Genomic DNA, 16,946 nt, shown 5'->3' with positions numbered 1-16,946 from the left:
ACTACTCAAGCGTCACGTAGCAAGCCTCCTGTAGCTTAGGCTCTACGACGACACGCTGCATCACACCGTCACGCAGATAGTCGATGGTGACACCCGTGCGGGGTGCTGTCGTGATCCAGGGATTGAAGGCAAAGAGGTAGCTAAAGCCTCCGAAGTACTTATCCTTGTCCAGGAGCTTAGCAACTCGAGCGTAGTCCTCTGAGTCCCAATAGCGACAATTGGTTGGTCCATCTTTGATCGCAAAAGGATGGTCGTGCTTGCGGTAGGACATGCTCTTCTTGACAAAGGCTAGATAACCCTTAGAGAGCTCATCGGCAGTGCCTAGAGGGCGACCATTGATGGCGACAATCTCGTCTCCAGCACGCAGCCCCGCCTCAGCAGCTGGTGAGTGTAGCGGGAGCGAGTGGATGGTCGAGATGTTGTTTGCCTTATAGTTGATCCCCAGCGACAGATATCTATGGGTGGCGAAGCGCACGACGAGCGAATTGAAGTAACGTGTGAAGGGGAACTGCAAGAGCATCACTGGCACCGTCAGAGCGGTGTAGTCGGTCAGTGTATAGTCGTCAGAGAGTAGCTCCTCGGCTTCGCTCGTCCATAGCATCTTGCGCTCGTTGACACCACTATATATGGTGACGCCAAACTTCAGATAGAAACGAGCCAGCGTCTTGTCGCTCCCCATCGGTAGGATCGGCAGCTCGACGAGCTTACGCGCCTTGGGGTCGATGCGTAGCGACGTTTGCACGGCAGAGCGACGAGCTTCGGCAGCGTCGTAGGCGCTGTTTTCGGAGATACTATAATAGGTGTCGATGAGGAGGTCAGGATTCTTCGGATCGTAGGTAAGCCCCTTGGCTTGCAGTGCCTCGGTGATCTGCTGCTCAATGAGGACGTCCCGATTGGTGTGCTGCTTGTTGGTGCGCACGAAGCCGAAGGTCTCATAGTTGATCAAGTCTGTCTTGCCCTCCGTGCCTGAGCTGATGGGGTAAGAGATCAATATATCGGACTCGTCCTCTAGGCTGTACATGCCAAAGGCACGAGCCATGTCCCGCTCCGTGAGCGCATCGGCAGGCTGAGCCGTAGACTTGAGATGACGCACCACACGGTGGTAAGCAAAGTTGGAAACAACTAGGAGTAAGTCGTCAGAGACTTCCCCCTCGCCTTGCAACTCGCGAATCATATCCTCCTCGGACATCTTAATGGTTTCATGTCCATTGATCGCCTCGATGATGTCGCCCTCACGCAGGCCAGTCTGTGCTGCGGGGCTATTGGGATAGACGGTCAGGATGACGGGGCGATTAGCGCCCCAGTTGTCGTTGTAGCTCATCTGGTACTCCAGCCCGACGTAAGCTTTCTGAGCTTGCACTGTCAGGGCGAAGGAGCAGAGTGCTAGGATGAGTAGCAAAGTGGTGTGGTATAGTCGCTTCATTGTAGTCTGTTCTTTGAGTGTGTTGGTGAAAAGGTTTACTCCAGCTCCAAGTGGTAGAGCCGATTGATAATCTCGCAATAGGTCTGCCGTATGATCTCTTGCCGTGAGCCTGTGAGCTGCAAGCGCTCCGAGTAGATGCCCTGAGGTGTCGCTATAGCAATGCAGACAGTCCCGACGGGTGTCTCTGCCGTACCGCCAGCTGGTCCAGCCACGCCTGTGGTCGCTATGCCGATGGTGCTACGACAAGCTTGACGTGCGCCACTAGCCATCGCCTCAGCAACCTCTCGGCTCACGACGCCATACTGCTCGATGGTGGCGGCTTGCACATGGGCTAGTCGCTCTTTGAGCTCTATCTGATAAGTCACAAGGGCTCCCTGGAACCAGTGCGAACTGCCCGCATGAGATGTCAGCTGGCTCGCTATATAGCCACCCGTACAGCTCTCGCAGGTTGAGACGCTCTCGTGCTGCTCTAGCCAATGCGCTATGAGACGCTGTAGCTGCTCTTCTGTCGTCTGAGGAGTGGGCATAAAGCGTGGGTTAGATCGTTGTCTTGGCAAAAGGAACGGCATCTATCGATCCGTAGGCTCCTCGCTCATAGGCAAAGGTTCCCGCCATGGCAACCATAGCGGCATTGTCTGTCGTAAAGGCAAAGGGCGGTATGTAGACCTGCCAGCCGTATCGCTCGGCATAAGCGTGGTAAGCATCACGCAGCCCCGTATTGGCAGAGACGCCACCAGCCACAGCGATGTGCTTGATGCCGGTCTCCTTGCTGGCGCGTAGTAGCTTGCTCATGAGGATGTCGATGACCGTCTTTTGGAGTGAGGCACAGAGATCCGCTTTGTTTTTCGCAACAAAGTCAGCATCCTTGGCAAGCTCATCCCGCAGCGTGTAGAGGAACGAGGTCTTCAACCCGCTAAAGCTGTAGTCCAGCCCTGGTACCTGAGGCTTGCTAAAGTGAAAGCGCTCAGCATCGCCCTCATTGGCGAGCTTATTGACGATCGGGCCTCCAGGATAGCCGAGGCCCATCACCTTGGCGCACTTGTCAAAGGCTTCACCAGCCGCATCGTCGATCGTCTGCCCCAGTATGCGCATATCATCAGGCGCATTGACCTGCACGATCTGTGAGTTACCGCCCGAGACGAGTAGACAGAGATAGGGAAATGGGGGTGGCGTGTGTGGCTCCTCAGGCTTAGCGATGAAATGTGCGAGGACGTGAGCCTGCAAGTGATTGACCTCGACGAGTGGGATGTGGAGTGCTAAGCTCAGCCCCTTGGCAAAGTTGGTCCCGACGATGAGCGAACCGAGAAGCCCTGGACCACGTGTGTAGGCGATCGCATCAAGGTCGGCCAGCGTGACACCGGCACGCGCTACCGCCTGCTGTACGACAGGGACGATGTTCTGCAGATGGGCTCGTGACGCCAGTTCAGGCACCACGCCTCCATACTTGCTGTGTACCTCTTGACTTGCGATCACATTGCTACAGAGGAGCCCGCCCCGTAGCACAGCTGCCGAGGTATCGTCGCACGAGCTCTCGATACCTAAGATGAGAGAAGATGAAGATGTCATGATGCTGTGTCGTGAGATTAGTTAGCGAGCCTTGTCCTCAGCGCAGACCTTGTCGACATGCTTGAAGAACTTTGATCCACCCTGCTCAAGGAAGTAGTCTCGTCCCTCCAGCATCTCAACGAGCTGCATGAGCGCTCTATCCTCGGCCATGCGCATCAGCTCCCGCTCCGATTGGGTCTGGTCATCAATGCCCAAGAGGTGCAAGATGCCATGTATCATCACACGGTACAGCTCCTGCTTGAACGGCACGCCCAGCTCCTGCGCATTCGTCGCAACGGTGTCGATGCTGATGAGTATATCTCCATAGATGGCATCATCGCCCTCCTGCTCACTCTCTCGGGGGAAGGTTATGACATCTGTATAGTAATCATGCTGGAGAAATGCTCTATTTGCCTTCAGAATACCCTCATCGTCAGTGTACTGGAAGTTGATCTCCCCGACCGTCCGATTCATCTCGTCGCATACACGACGCATCCAACGGTTGGCGATCTGTCGCCTAATGGGAGGCATCAGCACTTCGTTGTCCGAATAGTAGTTAAATTGCATATCTCGTCTCTTAAATCTATTCTGCGTGCAGGCTTGGCTTGCAATCTTGTGAGGCCGTCGACTGTAACAGCCTCATATGGTATTGCAAAGGTAATGTTTTCTTTAGACTTACACAGCGTAACGAGAGAAGGCACCTGCCCCAGACGAGGAGCAGATGCCTTCCTTATTATATAGGTACGCCACGAGAGGCGTCGACGCCTGTAGCTTGTAGCGCAGCGCTAGAGTAGGCGAATCGAGGTGATCGTGTTTGAAGAGATCTCTGTCTGGGCTCCCTGCACGTTACCACTACCTCTAAGTGATACTGTCCCGAAGGTGTTCTTGATCATACCAGTCTTGCGATCAAGTATGATATTGTCTATGGCATTGCCCTCGATGACCAAGCCCTCGAAATTGGCGGTTGTCTTACCATTGGCACGGAATGTATAGTCTGTGTCAGATACAGCTACCAGCGTGACGACACCCTCATACTTTGTACTAGCATCTTCACCAGAGAAGAGCGGACTATTGACCGTGAAGGACTCACCCTGTGCTATCGGCTCTGCAGGGAAGAATGCTGGAACCATCGCCATAGTGATGACGCCCTTCTTGACTAGGTCATCTACAGCCTCGCCCTCAGGTTCACCTAGGGGCTTAAGCTTAGCGTCCACCCACTGAGTAACCTTCTGATTGACCATCTTACGTAGCTGATTGGTCATCTCGTCCTTATCGTCTGAGTCTGTATCCACATTCATATTCATCGCCTCTCCCGTAGTACTTGAAGTTGCTTGGACACGATTGATGTTGATCTCCATCAGGTAGTTTCCATCCTTGACATCAAGCACTTTATAGGTATAGGTGATAGTTTGGGTTTGTTTCATCTCCATCTGCTGCCCCATCATAGAGATGGTCATAGGATTGTTGGCCGTCACTTGATAGGTAAAGGTCTGTCCCTTCTTGAGGTTCAGACGTAGATCGTACTTCTCCTGTGCGAAGACGGAGGTCATCACACCGAGTAGTAGCAGGGTGGATAAGATGAGTTTCTTCATAGTTCTATTGTGGTTTGGTTGTATGTGATTACTTGACGTTGTGCAGATCATGCCCCATACGCACCTTCTTGGTGTGCAGGTAGTGGGCATTGTACTGATTAGGCTTGATCTCTAGGGGCACAGTCTCCACAACTTTCAGTCCGTAAGCCTCGAGACCAACGCGCTTGACTGGATTATTGGTCATCAGGCGCATCTCGGTCACACCAATAGCACGAAGTATTTGAGCGCCGACACCATAGTCACGCTCGTCAACCTTGTGCCCGAGGTGCAGGTTAGCATCGACTGTGTCGAGTCCCTCGTCTTGAAGCTTGTATGCCTTGATCTTGTCCATCAATCCGATGCCACGTCCCTCTTGGTTGAGGTAAACGATGACACCAGCACCCTCCTGCTCGATGATCTCCATAGCCTTATGCAGCTGCTCTCCGCACTCGCAGCGCAGACTACCGAAGATATCGCCCGTAGCGCAACTACTGTGCATACGTACGAGGGTCGGTTTATTGGTTGAAATGTCACCCTTGATGAGGGCAATGTGCTCTAGACCGTTGCTCTTCTGGCGAAATGGTATGATGTCAAACATCCCCCACTCGGTCGGAAGCTTAGCCCTTACGCCCTCCTCGACGATGCAATCGGTCTTGAGGCGGTAAGCGATGAGATCCTCAATGGAGATGATCTTCATATTCCACTGCTTAGCGATCTCCACGAGCTGAGGGAGACGCGCCATCGTCCCATCCTCATTGATGATCTCGATGAGCGCACCGACAGGCTGAAGACCAGCGAGACGCGCCAGGTCAATAGCTGCCTCTGTGTGGCCAGCACGACGTAGCACGCCACGATTGCGCGCCCGCAGCGGGTTGACGTGACCTGGACGAGCTAGGTCTGTCGGCTTGGTATTAGGATCTGCTAGCGCTTTGATGGTCATAGCACGATCATACATGGAGACACCCGTCGTACAGCCGTGGCCGATGAGGTCGACCGTCACGGTAAAGGGAGTCTCGTGTAGCGATGTATTCTCATGCACCTGCATATTAAGCTCAAGCTGGGCTGCACGGTCCTCAGTGATAGGTGTGCAGAGGACTCCACGCCCGTAGCGCATCATAAAGTTGACCTTCTCGGGCGTTATCAGTTCGGCAGCCGTGATGAAGTCGCCTTCGTTCTCACGATCCTCGTCATCGACAACGATGACAAACTTGCCAGCTTTGAAATCTTCTATAGCCTCCTCGATGGAGTTTAGTTTGAAGTCTTGATTCATGGTTTCAGGAATAGTATGTGTAAGGTACAGATCACACTGTCTGTGACTTGATCTGCTTGACAATATGGTTCAGTATAGGAGACATCAGCCTCAGTTGTCTCTCGTTGCGCCGTAGAGCGATAGCTAAGTATAGCATCACTGGCAGGGAGACTGGTAGCAAAGGTATACAAATCCAGACATATAGCTTGCGTTGCCAGAGGCTACTTGCCAATGTTTTCCCTAGGAGAGGGATGTTGATGAGCTGTGCGAAGACATACTTGTCGGGATAGTTGTGGAGCGTCTCTACAGTCTCCTCTAGCTGCTCGTAAAGCTGCTGGTAGGCTGTGGCAAAGTCGGGCAAGCAGTCCAGTCTTAGACCCTTACTCCGCGCATAGGTCATACCGCGCAGTGCGTCCATCTGACGTTGTAGCTGACTTATATCATGTAGCACCTCCTCTGTGGTGGCAGGCTCCATGATAATCTCCTTGTACTCCAGCTGTCTTGCGTAGTTCGGGTGGAAGAAGCGACGGAAGAAGACCACGTAGGCATCGGCATTGAGCGTAGCTGAGTCTCGCGAAGCCTTGTAAGTTAGGAAAGCTCCTAACGGTAGAATCACGGCACTTGATAGCCACATACCCGCCCAGACGGGGATCTGTCCGCTATTGATCATCTTCAGGCCAAAGGTATCGATGACGTAGTAGATGATGAAGATAAGCACTGCCAAGACCATCGGTGTCCCCACGCCTCCCTTGCGTACGATGGCTCCTAGCGGAGCGCCTACAAAGAAGAAGAGCAGACAAGCCACTGGGAAGGTAAACTTGCGGTGCATCTCCTGCGCATTGACACGGTAGTCCGAGGCGGCATCGTCATAGTAAGTGTCCGCTATCTGCACCGACGAGGAGAGGTTGTCGAGCCACTCTAGGGCTTGCTTGTAGCCCATCAACTTATCCTGATCGGAGGCTCTATCCATTAGCGTATCCAGCGTGTAGTGCGTTGGCGCAGCGTCGCTATACCCTGACACCAGTAGCTCGTCGTGGTCCAGTCGACGTGCGGAGACAATCGCAAAGGGAAGATGCGAGAGTTGATCCTGCTTTAGCCAAGCAGCAGCTTGCAGATTAGCGCCTGGCATCATCGTGCCTAGATCTGCTTGTCCAGGTGGCTGAAGCTTGCTATGTATATCAAAGAGTACGTCGCTCCCCACCTGACGCCCCACACTATCGGTCGCCATGCGGGTACTATCGCTGTAGTTAATGAGCTCTCGAAGGTTCTTGCCGACGAACTGAGACTTGAGGTAGTCATCGCCCATCATCTCAAAGTTGGCATCAAAGGGGATGAAGATCACCTTCTCCGTAAAGTGCTCCTTAATGTAGGAGGCGGGACGCTCATCCGAAGCTTGGCTGCCAGGGATCAGCGTCGTCTGACTACTGAGCTGCTCAAAGCTCTCACCACTCCGGAGCGACATAATAAGGTAGAGCTTGCTGTCGTCCATCAGCAGGCGTCCCGTATCGGCTAGGATGATACGTGGTGCACGTTGCTCCGAGAGGTCATAGATCATCACATTGTAGAGCGTGCTCGTTGCCACATCTTTGTCCCCTACGTAGATACTGTAGCCATCGATACCGTTGAAGAAGATCCCCTTCGGTAGCTCTAGCTCTGGACGCGCATAGCGTGCCGAGAAGAGTATCTGATAAACTCGCACACTAGCCTTCTGCACGCCTCTATCTAGATAGACGAAGAGCCCCAGAGCAATGCAGGTCACGAGGATCACCAGTGGCTTCATGATCTTGCTCAGAGGCACTCCAGCCGACTTCATCGCAAGGAGCTCCAGTCGCTCGCCTAGATTGCCGAAGGTCATCAGCGATGCCAGCAAGACTCCCAGCGGGACAGCTGTAGGCAAGACATAGAGCCCTGCGTAGAAGATCACCTCCAGCAGCACCCCCACGTCCATACCCTTGCCGACCAAGTCGTCAATATGCTGCCAGAGGAACTGCATCAAGACGACAAACCAACAGATCAAGATGGTCATCAGTAGGAGAGGCAAGAAAGACCTCACCATAAAGATGTACATGATCTTCGGTCGCAGACGCATACCTCTTACTTGCATGATCGTAGGATTAGGTAGCTGTAAGCTTTACTTTAGGAGCTTGCCCTCGCCCTTCAGGTCTGTAAAAAGTCTGTCTAGCACAGCATTGATAAAGGAGGCACTCTTAGCGTTGTCATACACCTTAGCCAGTTCGATGTACTCATTGATCGTCACGACAAGCGCTATGTCAGGGCAGCTGAGCGCCTCCGCGACAGCCATCTCCATCAGGATCATATCGACCAGCGCCACACGATCCTGCTCCCAGTTATCTAGTCGTGGCGTCAGCATGGCGTCATACTCCTCACGATGTAGGAGCGTCTCCGAGAGTAGCTGATGCGCATAGAGACGATCCCGATCACTGTGAAACATCGGTAGCAGGTCGCCTGGTAGCTCTAAGCCATCCTTAGCACCACGGCGCAAGGTCTTCAGCGCAAAGTCTTGTATCGTCACCACGGGCTGATTGGTGAAGGGGATAACACGATAATCGTCCGATCCCTTGAGACGCTCTACCGTCGCCTCCACCTGATCCACAGTAGGCATCTCCTCGACCTCTAGGCGCTCGCAGATAGCGGTCGCATCGGCCCAGTAGAAGGAGTTTGCTGCGAGATGCTCATTGAGCTCCGCTGTGCGAAAGAGTTGCTTGAGTAGATTACCCCAATAGTCACACTGCTCCTGCATAGAGAGCGTGGAGACATCCTCAGGTAGAGCGCTGTAGGAAGGGTCTGTCTCAACCATATTGTAGAGCGTACGGAGCAACTGCTCATCCTGCTCCCAGCGCCTCTGCATCTCGTCTAGCGGATTCTGTATCTCCGTGCAGCGAGCTATCTCCTTGACAAGGGTCATATCCGAGAGCCTACGAGGAGTCACCTCGTCCGACGACTTGAGGAAGCGTCGCTCACGTATCTCCAAGAGCTCCCTCTGATAGGCTGCGAGCGCACGTATCAGATCTAGTAAATAGTAGTAGAGATAGTAGGTGTGACGTAGGGAGGTCGTGAGCGACTTGTCCGCCAGAGCCACATCTAGACGACCGCTAGAGATAGACTGGTAAAGTTGCTGGAAGACGCGGATGCGTACGATAGACCGATTGATCATATCACTCTATGAAATAGATGAATATACTAGGAGCAAATAGTTACGAGGAGGGCACTACCCTACTCTGTATGTGGTCTACGATGGACAAAAATCAAGGCTTCCGCCCTGCTGACCACCCCAGATCCGCCACAAAGGTACAAAAAAAGGTATCGGAGACGGTCATTCCCCCGCCTCGCAAACAGCAAACCACCCCACTCTTCGTATGCACCTCGCGCTGACAAAGTATCTTCATACGGGAGAAACTCCAGTTTCATGCGGAGGAAACTCCAGTTTCACACGGAAGAAACTCCAGTTTCATACGGAAGAAACTCCAGTTTCATACGGAGGAAACTCCAGTTTCATCGGAAAGAAACTCTTATCGATCCTGTGGGGGGCAAAAGGTCAATGGGGTTGAGCGAAAAGTGCTACCTTCGCACAGTGAAAGTGTCACGAGGCTGTAGACACTTCTCACACGAAAGAAATTTCGCCCAATGCCCATGCCGACCGCCACACTAATACATAACCTCCAGTTCCCACCGAGACCTCTCTCTACCGATGCGCTCACCGAGGGGGCAGGCTACACAAGCAGAGGAGAGCTATGAGGGTAGTGCGTAGTAGGTGGATCCCCTTTAGGGGCTTCTCGGCGATCAATCTCTTTGGGGTCATCTTCGTTCGCAAGGATCTACCCGAAGAGTACCTGACGAATACGCATTGGCTGGAGACCATCGTGCGTCACGAGCGTATCCACACCCGTCAGATGCTGGAGCTACTAGTGCTTCCTTTTTACCTCTTATATATAATGGAGTGGCTGGTGCGTCTTGCTATCTGTCGCAATGCCGATAGAGCCTACCGCTCTATCTCGTTTGAGCAGGAGGCTTACGACCACCAGGACGACCCCACGTACGGACAGCGGAGGAGGCCGTATGCCTTCCTACGGTACTGGTGGTTCTAAATTCTTTTTTCGTACCTTTGCAACCGTCTAGCGAGAGGCATCGCCCAGATGGCGGAATTGGTAGACGCGTCGGTCTCAAACACCGATGGGGTTAAACCTGTGCCGGTTCGATCCCGGCTCTGGGCACAGTAGTAAGAGCGAAGGCTAAGCGGTCAAGTCAACCACTTAGCCTTCGCTCTCTAACTTCTAATCTCTAAAGTCTAACCTCTAAAGTCTAATCTCTAGCATTCTTCTTATATTTGCACCTAGCAAACGATAGACAACTCACATGCAGCGCAAAGATCCTAAGCCTCTAGGGGAAATCTTATCAGACTGGCTCTCCGAGAGCCCAGAGGTAGACCAAGGGCTCCTCGAGCTCAAGGCGCTCCAATACCTGCGCACACGCTTCTACCCGCTCAGACGACAGATACGTGAGCTATCGATCTCAGACCATACCCTGCGGATGCGCATCACCTCGGCTGGCCTGCGACAAGAGATACGGCTCACGCAGCAGCAGCTCCTAGAGCAGATCAATGCGCACCTACAGTACGACCTTATAGACGAAATCATAATCCGATGAAGCAGAGACTCGCTTACTTCTTACACACTACCAGACGGACGATCCTGACTACGCTACTTTTGCTCCCGCTACTCCTCAGCAGTAGTTGTAGCAAGGTCGGAGAGGGGGTCTTTGGCTCTACCCCACTTCTTGTAGACTATGTGGATGTGCATCAAGGCACGTGGGACGCTGAGCATAGCGAGGAGATATTTCCCATCGTACAGCTCCCTCATAGTCTGCTACGTATCATCCCATTCAAAGAGAGCTTGCGGTCGGCTCGTATCAAGGGACTACCGCTCTACACGCCAGACATAGATGGTCGCCCGCTCTTCTACCTAATCCCTGAGAGTGCCCACGCCAATCAAGACCCTTCGGGGAGGCTCAGCTTTGACTTTCAGGAGATTACCCCGTACAGCTACCACCTTTACCTTGATGAGCTACAGGTCAATGTGGACTTTTCGCTTACCTCTATGAGTGGTCTCTATGACCTCTCCTCACGCGACTACAATGGTAGCGATGCGCATCAGCTCTCCTTATATATAGACCGCCGAGACTCGACCACCTGGGAGCAAGTGGCCGACGATGCGCTCACGGCTGAGGTCTCCTATGGGGGCACTACGCCGACACGCATCTACCTATACTTGCAGCTCAATACGAATATAGAGCAGATGACGAGTGCCATATCACCTAGAGACACGACCTATGAGTGCCTCACGCTACGACTACAGAAGCCCAATAAGCGTATCGTAGCCAAGTATGGCATATCGCTCATCAGTTGCGAGCAAGCTAAGCGAAACTTAACCACACAGATCCAAAGCTTCGAGTACGCTCCTCTGGTCAAGGCTGCCCGCAACGAATGGCAGAAGAGCCTGCGCAAAGTGGAGGTCTCTGGCGGTACAGAGGTGAACATGCGTAAGTTTTACACCGCTCTATACCGCTCGCACCTATGGCCCGTCAGCATCTCTGAGGATGGGCGGTACTACTCCCCTATTGATGACTCGGTGCATAGCGACGAGGGGATCACTCAGTACAGCCAAGATGACCTAAGCTACACCTATGAGACCAACTATCCTCTACTGATGCTCTATGAGCCAGACATGATGCATGAAGTTATCGTCTCCTATCTCCGAGCTATACGTGACTCTGGAGGACGACTCTTGAAGACGCTTGACCTGGGAAGTGTGATCTACACGGAGGAGTCGCCACTGCTCTTCCTCCTCACGGATGCACTCGCCAAGGGGCTCCTCGACGAGGATATCAGACAAGCCTTTGAAGTGCTTCGCACCGCTATCGATGCAGACCCTGAGCGACGCTCTGGTTACAAGCTTTGGTGTCTCTCACAGCTTGCCAATAGTCTGGGCTACACGGCTCTTGCTAGAGAGTACTCAGAGCTGAGCGATACTTATGTGCCAGTGGCTGGCAGGCTCTCGGCACAGCAAGTCGCCTCTATCCTAGAGCATCCGAGTGACTCGGCTCCTATACTACTACCCGAGGGACAGATCAATATTGATAGCCTCTTCAGTAGTTCGCTACACTCGCTCAATGTCAATCCCGATCTCTTCGCTTTCCTCTTTACCTACAACTTGATGGGTCGTCCACACTATGCGCAGAAGTTTGTCCGTCACACCATCGACTACTTCTTTGGAGTCGGTTCTTTCGGCTATCCAGGGCCTGACGACTACGGCTCTCTGAGCGCATCGCTGGTCTTCGCCATGATGGGCTTATACCCTGTAGCACCAGGCATAAACGGCTACTCGATCGTCGCACCTTCCTTCAACGAGATCAACGTTGATATGGGAGGCGGGCGCCATCTGACGATCAAAGCGCAGGGAGCCTCTCAAGTCAATAAGTATATCTCAGACCTTACCCTCGGAGGGCGACCACACACCGTTTATTGGGTCAAGCACAGCCAGATAGCAGGCGGTGGCACCATCTCAATGTTCCTCTCCGATGCGGACAATTGACCACTTGAACCTTCGACCCCTTGCATATCTAGTAGAAATGTTGTAAGTTAGTGGCGGAATAAGGAAACTAATACAAATCACTAAGTACATACAGTTATGGCAAAGGAAACAATCTCATTCAACGAACTGCGACGCATCAAGGATAGCCTACCCGATGGCTCCATGCACAAGATCGCAGAGCAACTGGGTCTCCGCGTAGACACCGTCAGGAACTACTTCGGAGGTGCTAACTACGAAGATGGTCGTGGTGCTGGAGTACACATCGAGGCAGGTCCCGATGGAGGTATCGTAGTCATTGATGACAACACCATCCTCAATCAGGCTCGTACCATCATAGGCGAGGAGCCTGTCCTCTAAAGAAAAAAGCTCGTAGCAGTCAGTGGCCGACCAGTCACTGACTGCTCTTCTTAACCCTATCACAAGGTTGTCGACACCCGAGCGACACCCCACGCTTACATTAACCATTATCACTACATCTATGCCACAAGACAAAGACCAGTCCAAGCTGGTGACTGTAGCTATACATACCTACGAAAAGGCGCAGATACTCCAGAGCCTGCTCCAAAGCCAAGGCATACCAGCTACCCTACACAATGTCAATACCGTACAGCCAGTCTTCTCGACGGGCGTACGAGTACGTATCGCAGAGCGTGACCTACCTCGCGCACTAGCCTATATAGAGGATCTCAAGTGGGATCTAGACGAGGCGTACGATGTCCTGCAGGAGAAGTCTGACCTAGCCAACGAATCTCCCGACACGGCTCACGTTGCAGCATACAAGGGATACGTGCTCATCCCCGTGGACTTCAGCTCTTATACGGACAAGATCGTCAAGCTCGGCTTTCACTTTGCAGCACGCCGAGAGCTACACGTACTACTCATGCACGTATATACGGGCACAATGCCTCAGATGAACTTCCCTTATGGTGACTTTACGGCACTGCTACCACAGATACAGGAAGCTTCACAGCAAGAAGCTGGAAAAGCTGAGCAGCAGATGACTGAGCTCTCGAAGGAGATCGATGCCAAGATGGCTGACGGCTCACTACCCCAGGTCACCTACCGCACCACCATCCGTGACGGCATCCCCGCCGACGAGATCCTACGCTATGCTAAGCGCAACCTCCCAGCCATCATCATCATGGGTACACGAGGCAAGACAGAGGATAGCGACTACATCGTCGGTAGTGTCGCTGCCGAAATCATTGACCGTGCCCAAGCTCCCGTCCTGGTAGTCCCTGAGAAGATTGCTATCGACGACCTCATGCAGGTCAAGCATGTAGGCGTGGCGACCAGCTTCGACCAGAGAGACCTCGTACTCTTCGATCAGATGATGCAACTGATGAAGCCCCTAGCGCCAGAGTACAGACTCTTCAACGTGTCACGCTCTGAGGGCAAGTGGGGAGACGTACAGTTGCAAGCCATTCAGGAGTACAATAAGCAGCAGTATCCCGATGCACACATCGAGTGGTCCAAGCTAAGCGAAGGAGAGCTCTATGCCGCTCTAGAGGAATTTGTCGCAAACCATCAAGTCGAGCTCATTGTGGTCAATACCTACAAGCGACGTGTACTCGCCAAGCTCTTTAACCCGACGATGGCTCGGCGCATGCTCTTCCACGCAGGGACACCTATCCTCGTGATGCACAGCAATTCATCTAGGTAAAAGCCCCTACTAGCTGGAGGACAGCTATAGATACGATGAGAGCTCCGTAAGTCTTCCTTGACTTGCGGAGCTCTCTTTCTATATAAGTGCGTTAGCGCTAGGCTTACTTACCCGAGGGAAAAGCTGAGGAGACGAGCTTCTGAATGTCCTTCGGGGCAAAGTCGCCCGTCAGACCGACTACATAGTACTCATCTTCATCTAGGACAGAGATGAGCAACTCAGGACACTTGCGCCAGCACCAGATGCCTGACTCTCGAGAGACAATCTGTACTTTGAGATTATCTTCTGGTTGATTGACCACAAGCAGTGGTTTGATGGAGCGATGCAACCCAGGTGTCAGCATCGGAGCGAATGCCTTTTGGAGCTTGTCAATAGACTCAGGCGTTGAGGCGATATATACGTTGAGAGACTTCAGCTTCTTGAGGAGCGTCTTGACGTTAGCCATGACAGAGGAGTTACCATCCTTCTTGATCATCTTCGTGATACTCTCCATAGGGATCATATCCAGCATGTTTTCATTGAAGGAGAAGATCTGCACACCATCCGCTGCCGTGGGTAGAGCCTCAGCATCTACATACTTGAAGGGGCTAGTCTGCGCCACAGCACCTAGCGTCATCGTGAGTGCCAGTAGCATGGCAAGGAGTCGTGATAGAGGTAGTTTGATTCGTCTCATACTATAAGTTGTTGGTTGGTTAAATAGTCGTTTGCGGATGGCTAAAGCAGCGCTTAGTCGGCCAAAAGAAGCTAGAGGTCTGCTCGCTTCTTGTCTTATAGACGATCTGTAAAAGTAAATGTTGCAACACCTCTCACGAGAGTTCCTACGAAGTTCCTCGGATGGCAGAGGAGGTGCAAGCTTAGTAATGTGAAGTTTACTACCTTTGCAGGCAATTCCTTTTGAGTTCATGTTGATTTTATAGATGAAGTCTCTCGTACAATGCTTTTGGGTGCTCTTTTTCTTTGCCGTGGGTGAACTGATCGGCATGATGATTGGGCACTTTCTCCCAGGGAGTGTGATCGGCCTGATCCTCCTCTTTCTAGCTCTAGAGACGAAGCTGATCAAGCCTGACAAGGTGGACAGCGTCGCCAAGTTTCTTACGCTCAATATGGGGCTCTTCTTCGTGCCAGCTGGCGTGGGGCTGATCACCCAAGTCGATCTTATCCAGCAGTATTGGGCTGCCATCATTATTTCTATGGTCGTCAGCACAGCACTGGTATTGGTGGTCGTGGGACGGATGCAGCACCGCTTCGAGCGGCACCATAAAGAGCAAAAAACTAACGACAACGCATGATAAACCTCATCACACTGCTCCTGAGCAAGCCTATCTACTGCTTGCCACTCACTATAGGGATCTACTTCCTCAGCTTACTCCTATACCGCAAGGTGAGGATCGGGCTCTTTCACCCGCTCATCGTTACTATAGGACTCATCATCTTGATGCTCTACCTATCGGGAACCTCGTACGAGGATTATAAGGAGGGGAGCCAGCTGATTGACTTCCTCCTAGGGCCTTCGGTCGTATCGCTGGGCTACATCCTCTACGAACAGTCTAAGTATCTCCGTGGTCGCGTTGTCTCCATTATGTTTTCGCTCTTTGTAGGCTCGCTGATCGGCATCCTCAGTGCTGTCGGGCTAGCCTATGCGCTAGGTGCTGGAGCCCCCATAGCCCACTCGATGGAGTCTCGCTCGGTCACGACCCCTATCGCTATAGCACTCTCAGAGCAGTCGGGCGGTATTCCAGCCTTGACAGCAGTCGTGGTCGTCATCTCTGGCATCATCGGTGGTGTCATAGGACCTCCACTCTTCAAGTGGCTACGCATAGAGAGTAGCATCGCCAAGGGACTAGCACTCGGTGCAGCAGCGCATGGCGTGGGCACCTCGGTAGCCATCCAGATGGGAGCCCTCGAGGGCGCTATCGGAGGCTTGGCTATCGGTATCATGGGTGTCTTCACCTCCATACTAATACCAATCGTCCACTACGTCGCTCAGCTATTCGTATGAGAGCAGGTATTATTGAATATAGGGCACTCCTCGTTAGGGGGGTGCCCTTTTTCTTCGTGGGCGGACGTAGCGATATGATCTATCCCAAGGCTGATGCGCTGTCCACCCGATGCCAAAACTTTCCAACGGTGGAAAGGAAAGTTTCCTCCCTTGGAAATTTCATTTTCCAAGGCTGGAAAGTTTTTGGAAACATGTTAAGAAGATTCGTTTTATCACTTTTTTCAGCTGGCAGATCTCACTAAACTAGCGAAGCTCCCGAGGAAATCGGGATTCGTCAGGGAGGAAACGAAAAATCTCCACGGAGGCGGGATATAAAAGTTCGGAAGAACGAAATGAAACTTCGGAAGAAAGAAATCAAAGTTCGGAGGAATTGTGTCCTCTTCCTGAAAAAAGTACACAGTTGGGGAGGTGTTACTGAGATGGTACACGGGTTATTTTTGTTAGTCCTGTGAGTGTACTCATCTGTTAGTTTTGCTCCTGCTGGGGTACACGACTTGTGGTCGTCTTTACTGCGGAGGTACACAAAGATAGCTCTTTGTTGGGAGTTAGGCGGCATGGACTCGGAGTTTTGAGGCTCGGAGCTGTTGGGGAATTGTTCTTAGATGTCTGTTTCTTAGAGGGTTGTGTGGTTAGAGGGTTGGGGTAATCTGGTATGCGCATCTGCATCGGAGTCTTCTTGTTGAGGGCTCGATGAGGACGCGCTGTGTTATAGAGAGCAATCGTTTGCGAGAGGATCTCCCGAACTTGATCTATGGGCTTATCCTCGAAGTTGTAGAGCCAGTCGTTCTTGATGATTCCGTTAAGTCGCTCAGCCATAGCGTTGTGGAGAGGGTTGCCGGTCTGGGTAACGCTGGTTACGATGCCTAGGCTGGCCTCGTAGTCGGTCAT

General features: G+C 52.5%; 17 protein-coding genes and 1 tRNA gene. 8 read left to right on the top strand and 10 right to left on the bottom strand.

Annotated elements, in window-relative coordinates; all coding sequences use genetic code 11:
* Position 1: 1 nt before the first annotated feature.
* The 8 genes from PORUE0001_RS03255 to PORUE0001_RS03220 all read right to left on the bottom strand — a co-directional run bounded on the left by PORUE0001_RS03255 (position 2) and on the right by PORUE0001_RS03220 (position 8,963).
* Positions 2 to 1,423 (bottom strand): PDZ domain-containing protein, encoded by a 1,422-nt coding sequence (locus PORUE0001_RS03255; RefSeq protein ID WP_007365099.1) that lies wholly within the window; start codon positions 1,421 to 1,423, stop codon positions 2 to 4.
* Between the two features lie 35 nt (positions 1,424 to 1,458).
* Positions 1,459 to 1,980: a CinA family protein gene (locus PORUE0001_RS03250; RefSeq protein WP_232501409.1), complete on the bottom strand. Its 522-nt coding sequence runs from the start codon at positions 1,978 to 1,980 to the stop codon at positions 1,459 to 1,461.
* The gene (gene tsaD / locus PORUE0001_RS03245) at positions 1,961 to 2,989 is read right to left on the bottom strand and encodes a tRNA (adenosine(37)-N6)-threonylcarbamoyltransferase complex transferase subunit TsaD (protein ID WP_007365061.1); all 1,029 of its coding nucleotides are present in this window, start codon (positions 2,987 to 2,989) and stop codon (positions 1,961 to 1,963) included. The genes PORUE0001_RS03250 and tsaD overlap by 20 nt, the downstream gene beginning before the upstream one ends.
* Before the next feature lie 21 nt (positions 2,990 to 3,010).
* On the bottom strand, positions 3,011 to 3,535 hold the full coding sequence (gene ybeY, locus PORUE0001_RS03240; RefSeq protein WP_039865474.1) for an rRNA maturation RNase YbeY: 525 nt from the start codon (positions 3,533 to 3,535) through the stop codon (positions 3,011 to 3,013).
* 218 nt (positions 3,536 to 3,753) lie between these two features.
* Entirely contained in the window at positions 3,754 to 4,560 is an 807-nt protein-coding gene (locus PORUE0001_RS03235; protein WP_007365109.1) for a hypothetical protein, read from the bottom strand.
* Positions 4,561 to 4,588: 28 nt separating this feature from the next.
* Positions 4,589 to 5,809 carry a bifunctional 3,4-dihydroxy-2-butanone-4-phosphate synthase/GTP cyclohydrolase II gene (locus PORUE0001_RS03230; protein ID WP_007365085.1) on the bottom strand — a complete coding sequence of 407 codons (1,221 nt, stop codon included), beginning with the start codon at positions 5,807 to 5,809 and terminating at the stop codon, positions 4,589 to 4,591.
* 31 nt (positions 5,810 to 5,840) lie between these two features.
* A complete protein-coding gene (locus PORUE0001_RS03225) occupies positions 5,841 to 7,877 on the bottom strand; it encodes an LptF/LptG family permease (RefSeq protein ID WP_039865472.1) in 2,037 nt (678 codons plus the stop codon).
* Between the two features lie 42 nt (positions 7,878 to 7,919).
* A complete protein-coding gene (locus PORUE0001_RS03220; RefSeq protein ID WP_007365092.1) occupies positions 7,920 to 8,963 on the bottom strand; it encodes a transcription antitermination protein NusB in 1,044 nt (347 codons plus the stop codon).
* Positions 8,964 to 9,540: 577 nt separating this feature from the next.
* Here PORUE0001_RS03220 and PORUE0001_RS03215 point away from each other — a divergent pair.
* From PORUE0001_RS03215 to PORUE0001_RS03190, 6 genes are all read left to right on the top strand, one after another.
* The gene (locus PORUE0001_RS03215; protein ID WP_007365045.1) at positions 9,541 to 9,894 is read left to right on the top strand and encodes a hypothetical protein; all 354 of its coding nucleotides are present in this window, start codon (positions 9,541 to 9,543) and stop codon (positions 9,892 to 9,894) included.
* 42 nt (positions 9,895 to 9,936) lie between these two features.
* A tRNA-Leu gene (locus PORUE0001_RS03210) sits at positions 9,937 to 10,020 on the top strand.
* Positions 10,021 to 10,162: 142 nt separating this feature from the next.
* The gene (locus tag PORUE0001_RS03205; RefSeq protein WP_007365039.1) at positions 10,163 to 10,453 is read left to right on the top strand and encodes a DciA family protein; all 291 of its coding nucleotides are present in this window, start codon (positions 10,163 to 10,165) and stop codon (positions 10,451 to 10,453) included.
* Positions 10,450 to 12,396: a glycoside hydrolase domain-containing protein gene (locus PORUE0001_RS03200; RefSeq protein WP_039865469.1), complete on the top strand. Its 1,947-nt coding sequence runs from the start codon at positions 10,450 to 10,452 to the stop codon at positions 12,394 to 12,396. Before PORUE0001_RS03205 ends, PORUE0001_RS03200 begins: the two co-directional genes overlap by 4 nt.
* A gap of 96 nt (positions 12,397 to 12,492) precedes the next feature.
* Positions 12,493 to 12,753 carry a hypothetical protein gene (locus PORUE0001_RS03195; protein WP_007365048.1) on the top strand — a complete coding sequence of 87 codons (261 nt, stop codon included), beginning with the start codon at positions 12,493 to 12,495 and terminating at the stop codon, positions 12,751 to 12,753.
* Between the two features lie 121 nt (positions 12,754 to 12,874).
* Positions 12,875 to 14,059 (top strand): universal stress protein, encoded by a 1,185-nt coding sequence (locus PORUE0001_RS03190; protein ID WP_007365037.1) that lies wholly within the window; start codon positions 12,875 to 12,877, stop codon positions 14,057 to 14,059.
* 103 nt (positions 14,060 to 14,162) lie between these two features.
* Here PORUE0001_RS03190 and PORUE0001_RS03185 read toward each other — a convergent pair whose 3' ends face one another.
* Positions 14,163 to 14,732, bottom strand: a complete 570-nt coding sequence (locus PORUE0001_RS03185) for a DUF4252 domain-containing protein (RefSeq protein ID WP_007365103.1) — start codon at positions 14,730 to 14,732, stop codon at positions 14,163 to 14,165.
* A gap of 244 nt (positions 14,733 to 14,976) precedes the next feature.
* Here PORUE0001_RS03185 and PORUE0001_RS03180 point away from each other — a divergent pair, with 244 nt between their 5' ends.
* Positions 14,977 to 15,348, top strand: a complete 372-nt coding sequence (locus PORUE0001_RS03180; RefSeq protein ID WP_007365090.1) for a CidA/LrgA family protein — start codon at positions 14,977 to 14,979, stop codon at positions 15,346 to 15,348.
* Positions 15,345 to 16,058, top strand: coding sequence for an LrgB family protein (locus tag PORUE0001_RS03175; RefSeq protein WP_007365087.1), 714 nt, complete (start codon positions 15,345 to 15,347; stop codon positions 16,056 to 16,058). Before PORUE0001_RS03180 ends, PORUE0001_RS03175 begins: the two co-directional genes overlap by 4 nt.
* 465 nt (positions 16,059 to 16,523) lie before the next feature.
* Here the strand turns inward: PORUE0001_RS03175 and PORUE0001_RS09795 are convergent.
* On the bottom strand, positions 16,524 to 16,946 hold a 423-nt coding region (locus tag PORUE0001_RS09795; protein ID WP_007365064.1), incomplete at its 5' end, for an integrase core domain-containing protein.

This window comes from Porphyromonas uenonis 60-3, assembly GCF_000174775.1.
GTDB classification, from domain to species: domain Bacteria; phylum Bacteroidota; class Bacteroidia; order Bacteroidales; family Porphyromonadaceae; genus Porphyromonas; species Porphyromonas uenonis_A.
The sequence above is the reverse complement of the archived record's forward strand: the minus strand, read 5'-3'. Positions and strand labels throughout refer to the sequence as shown.

Bases quoted from the DNA above. Each gene is read 5' to 3' on its own strand.
- PORUE0001_RS03195 (WP_007365048.1), top strand. From the start codon at position 12,493: ATGGCAAAGGAAACAATCTCATTCAACGAACTGCGACGCATCAAGGAT.
- PORUE0001_RS03235 (WP_007365109.1), bottom strand. From the start codon at position 4,560: ATGAAGAAACTCATCTTATCCACCCTGCTACTACTCGGTGTGATGACC.
- PORUE0001_RS03185 (WP_007365103.1), bottom strand. From the start codon at position 14,732: ATGAGACGAATCAAACTACCTCTATCACGACTCCTTGCCATGCTACTG.
- ybeY (WP_039865474.1), bottom strand. From the start codon at position 3,535: ATGCAATTTAACTACTATTCGGACAACGAAGTGCTGATGCCTCCCATT.
- PORUE0001_RS03255 (WP_007365099.1), bottom strand. From the start codon at position 1,423: ATGAAGCGACTATACCACACCACTTTGCTACTCATCCTAGCACTCTGC.
- PORUE0001_RS03200 (WP_039865469.1), top strand. From the start codon at position 10,450: ATGAAGCAGAGACTCGCTTACTTCTTACACACTACCAGACGGACGATC.
- tsaD (WP_007365061.1), bottom strand. From the start codon at position 2,989: ATGACATCTTCATCTTCTCTCATCTTAGGTATCGAGAGCTCGTGCGAC.
- PORUE0001_RS03205 (WP_007365039.1), top strand. From the start codon at position 10,163: ATGCAGCGCAAAGATCCTAAGCCTCTAGGGGAAATCTTATCAGACTGG.
- PORUE0001_RS03225 (WP_039865472.1), bottom strand. From the start codon at position 7,877: ATGCGTCTGCGACCGAAGATCATGTACATCTTTATGGTGAGGTCTTTC.
- PORUE0001_RS03220 (WP_007365092.1), bottom strand. From the start codon at position 8,963: ATGATCAATCGGTCTATCGTACGCATCCGCGTCTTCCAGCAACTTTAC.
- PORUE0001_RS03215 (WP_007365045.1), top strand. From the start codon at position 9,541: ATGAGGGTAGTGCGTAGTAGGTGGATCCCCTTTAGGGGCTTCTCGGCG.
- PORUE0001_RS03230 (WP_007365085.1), bottom strand. From the start codon at position 5,809: ATGAATCAAGACTTCAAACTAAACTCCATCGAGGAGGCTATAGAAGAT.
- PORUE0001_RS03190 (WP_007365037.1), top strand. From the start codon at position 12,875: ATGCCACAAGACAAAGACCAGTCCAAGCTGGTGACTGTAGCTATACAT.
- PORUE0001_RS03180 (WP_007365090.1), top strand. From the start codon at position 14,977: ATGAAGTCTCTCGTACAATGCTTTTGGGTGCTCTTTTTCTTTGCCGTG.
- PORUE0001_RS03175 (WP_007365087.1), top strand. From the start codon at position 15,345: ATGATAAACCTCATCACACTGCTCCTGAGCAAGCCTATCTACTGCTTG.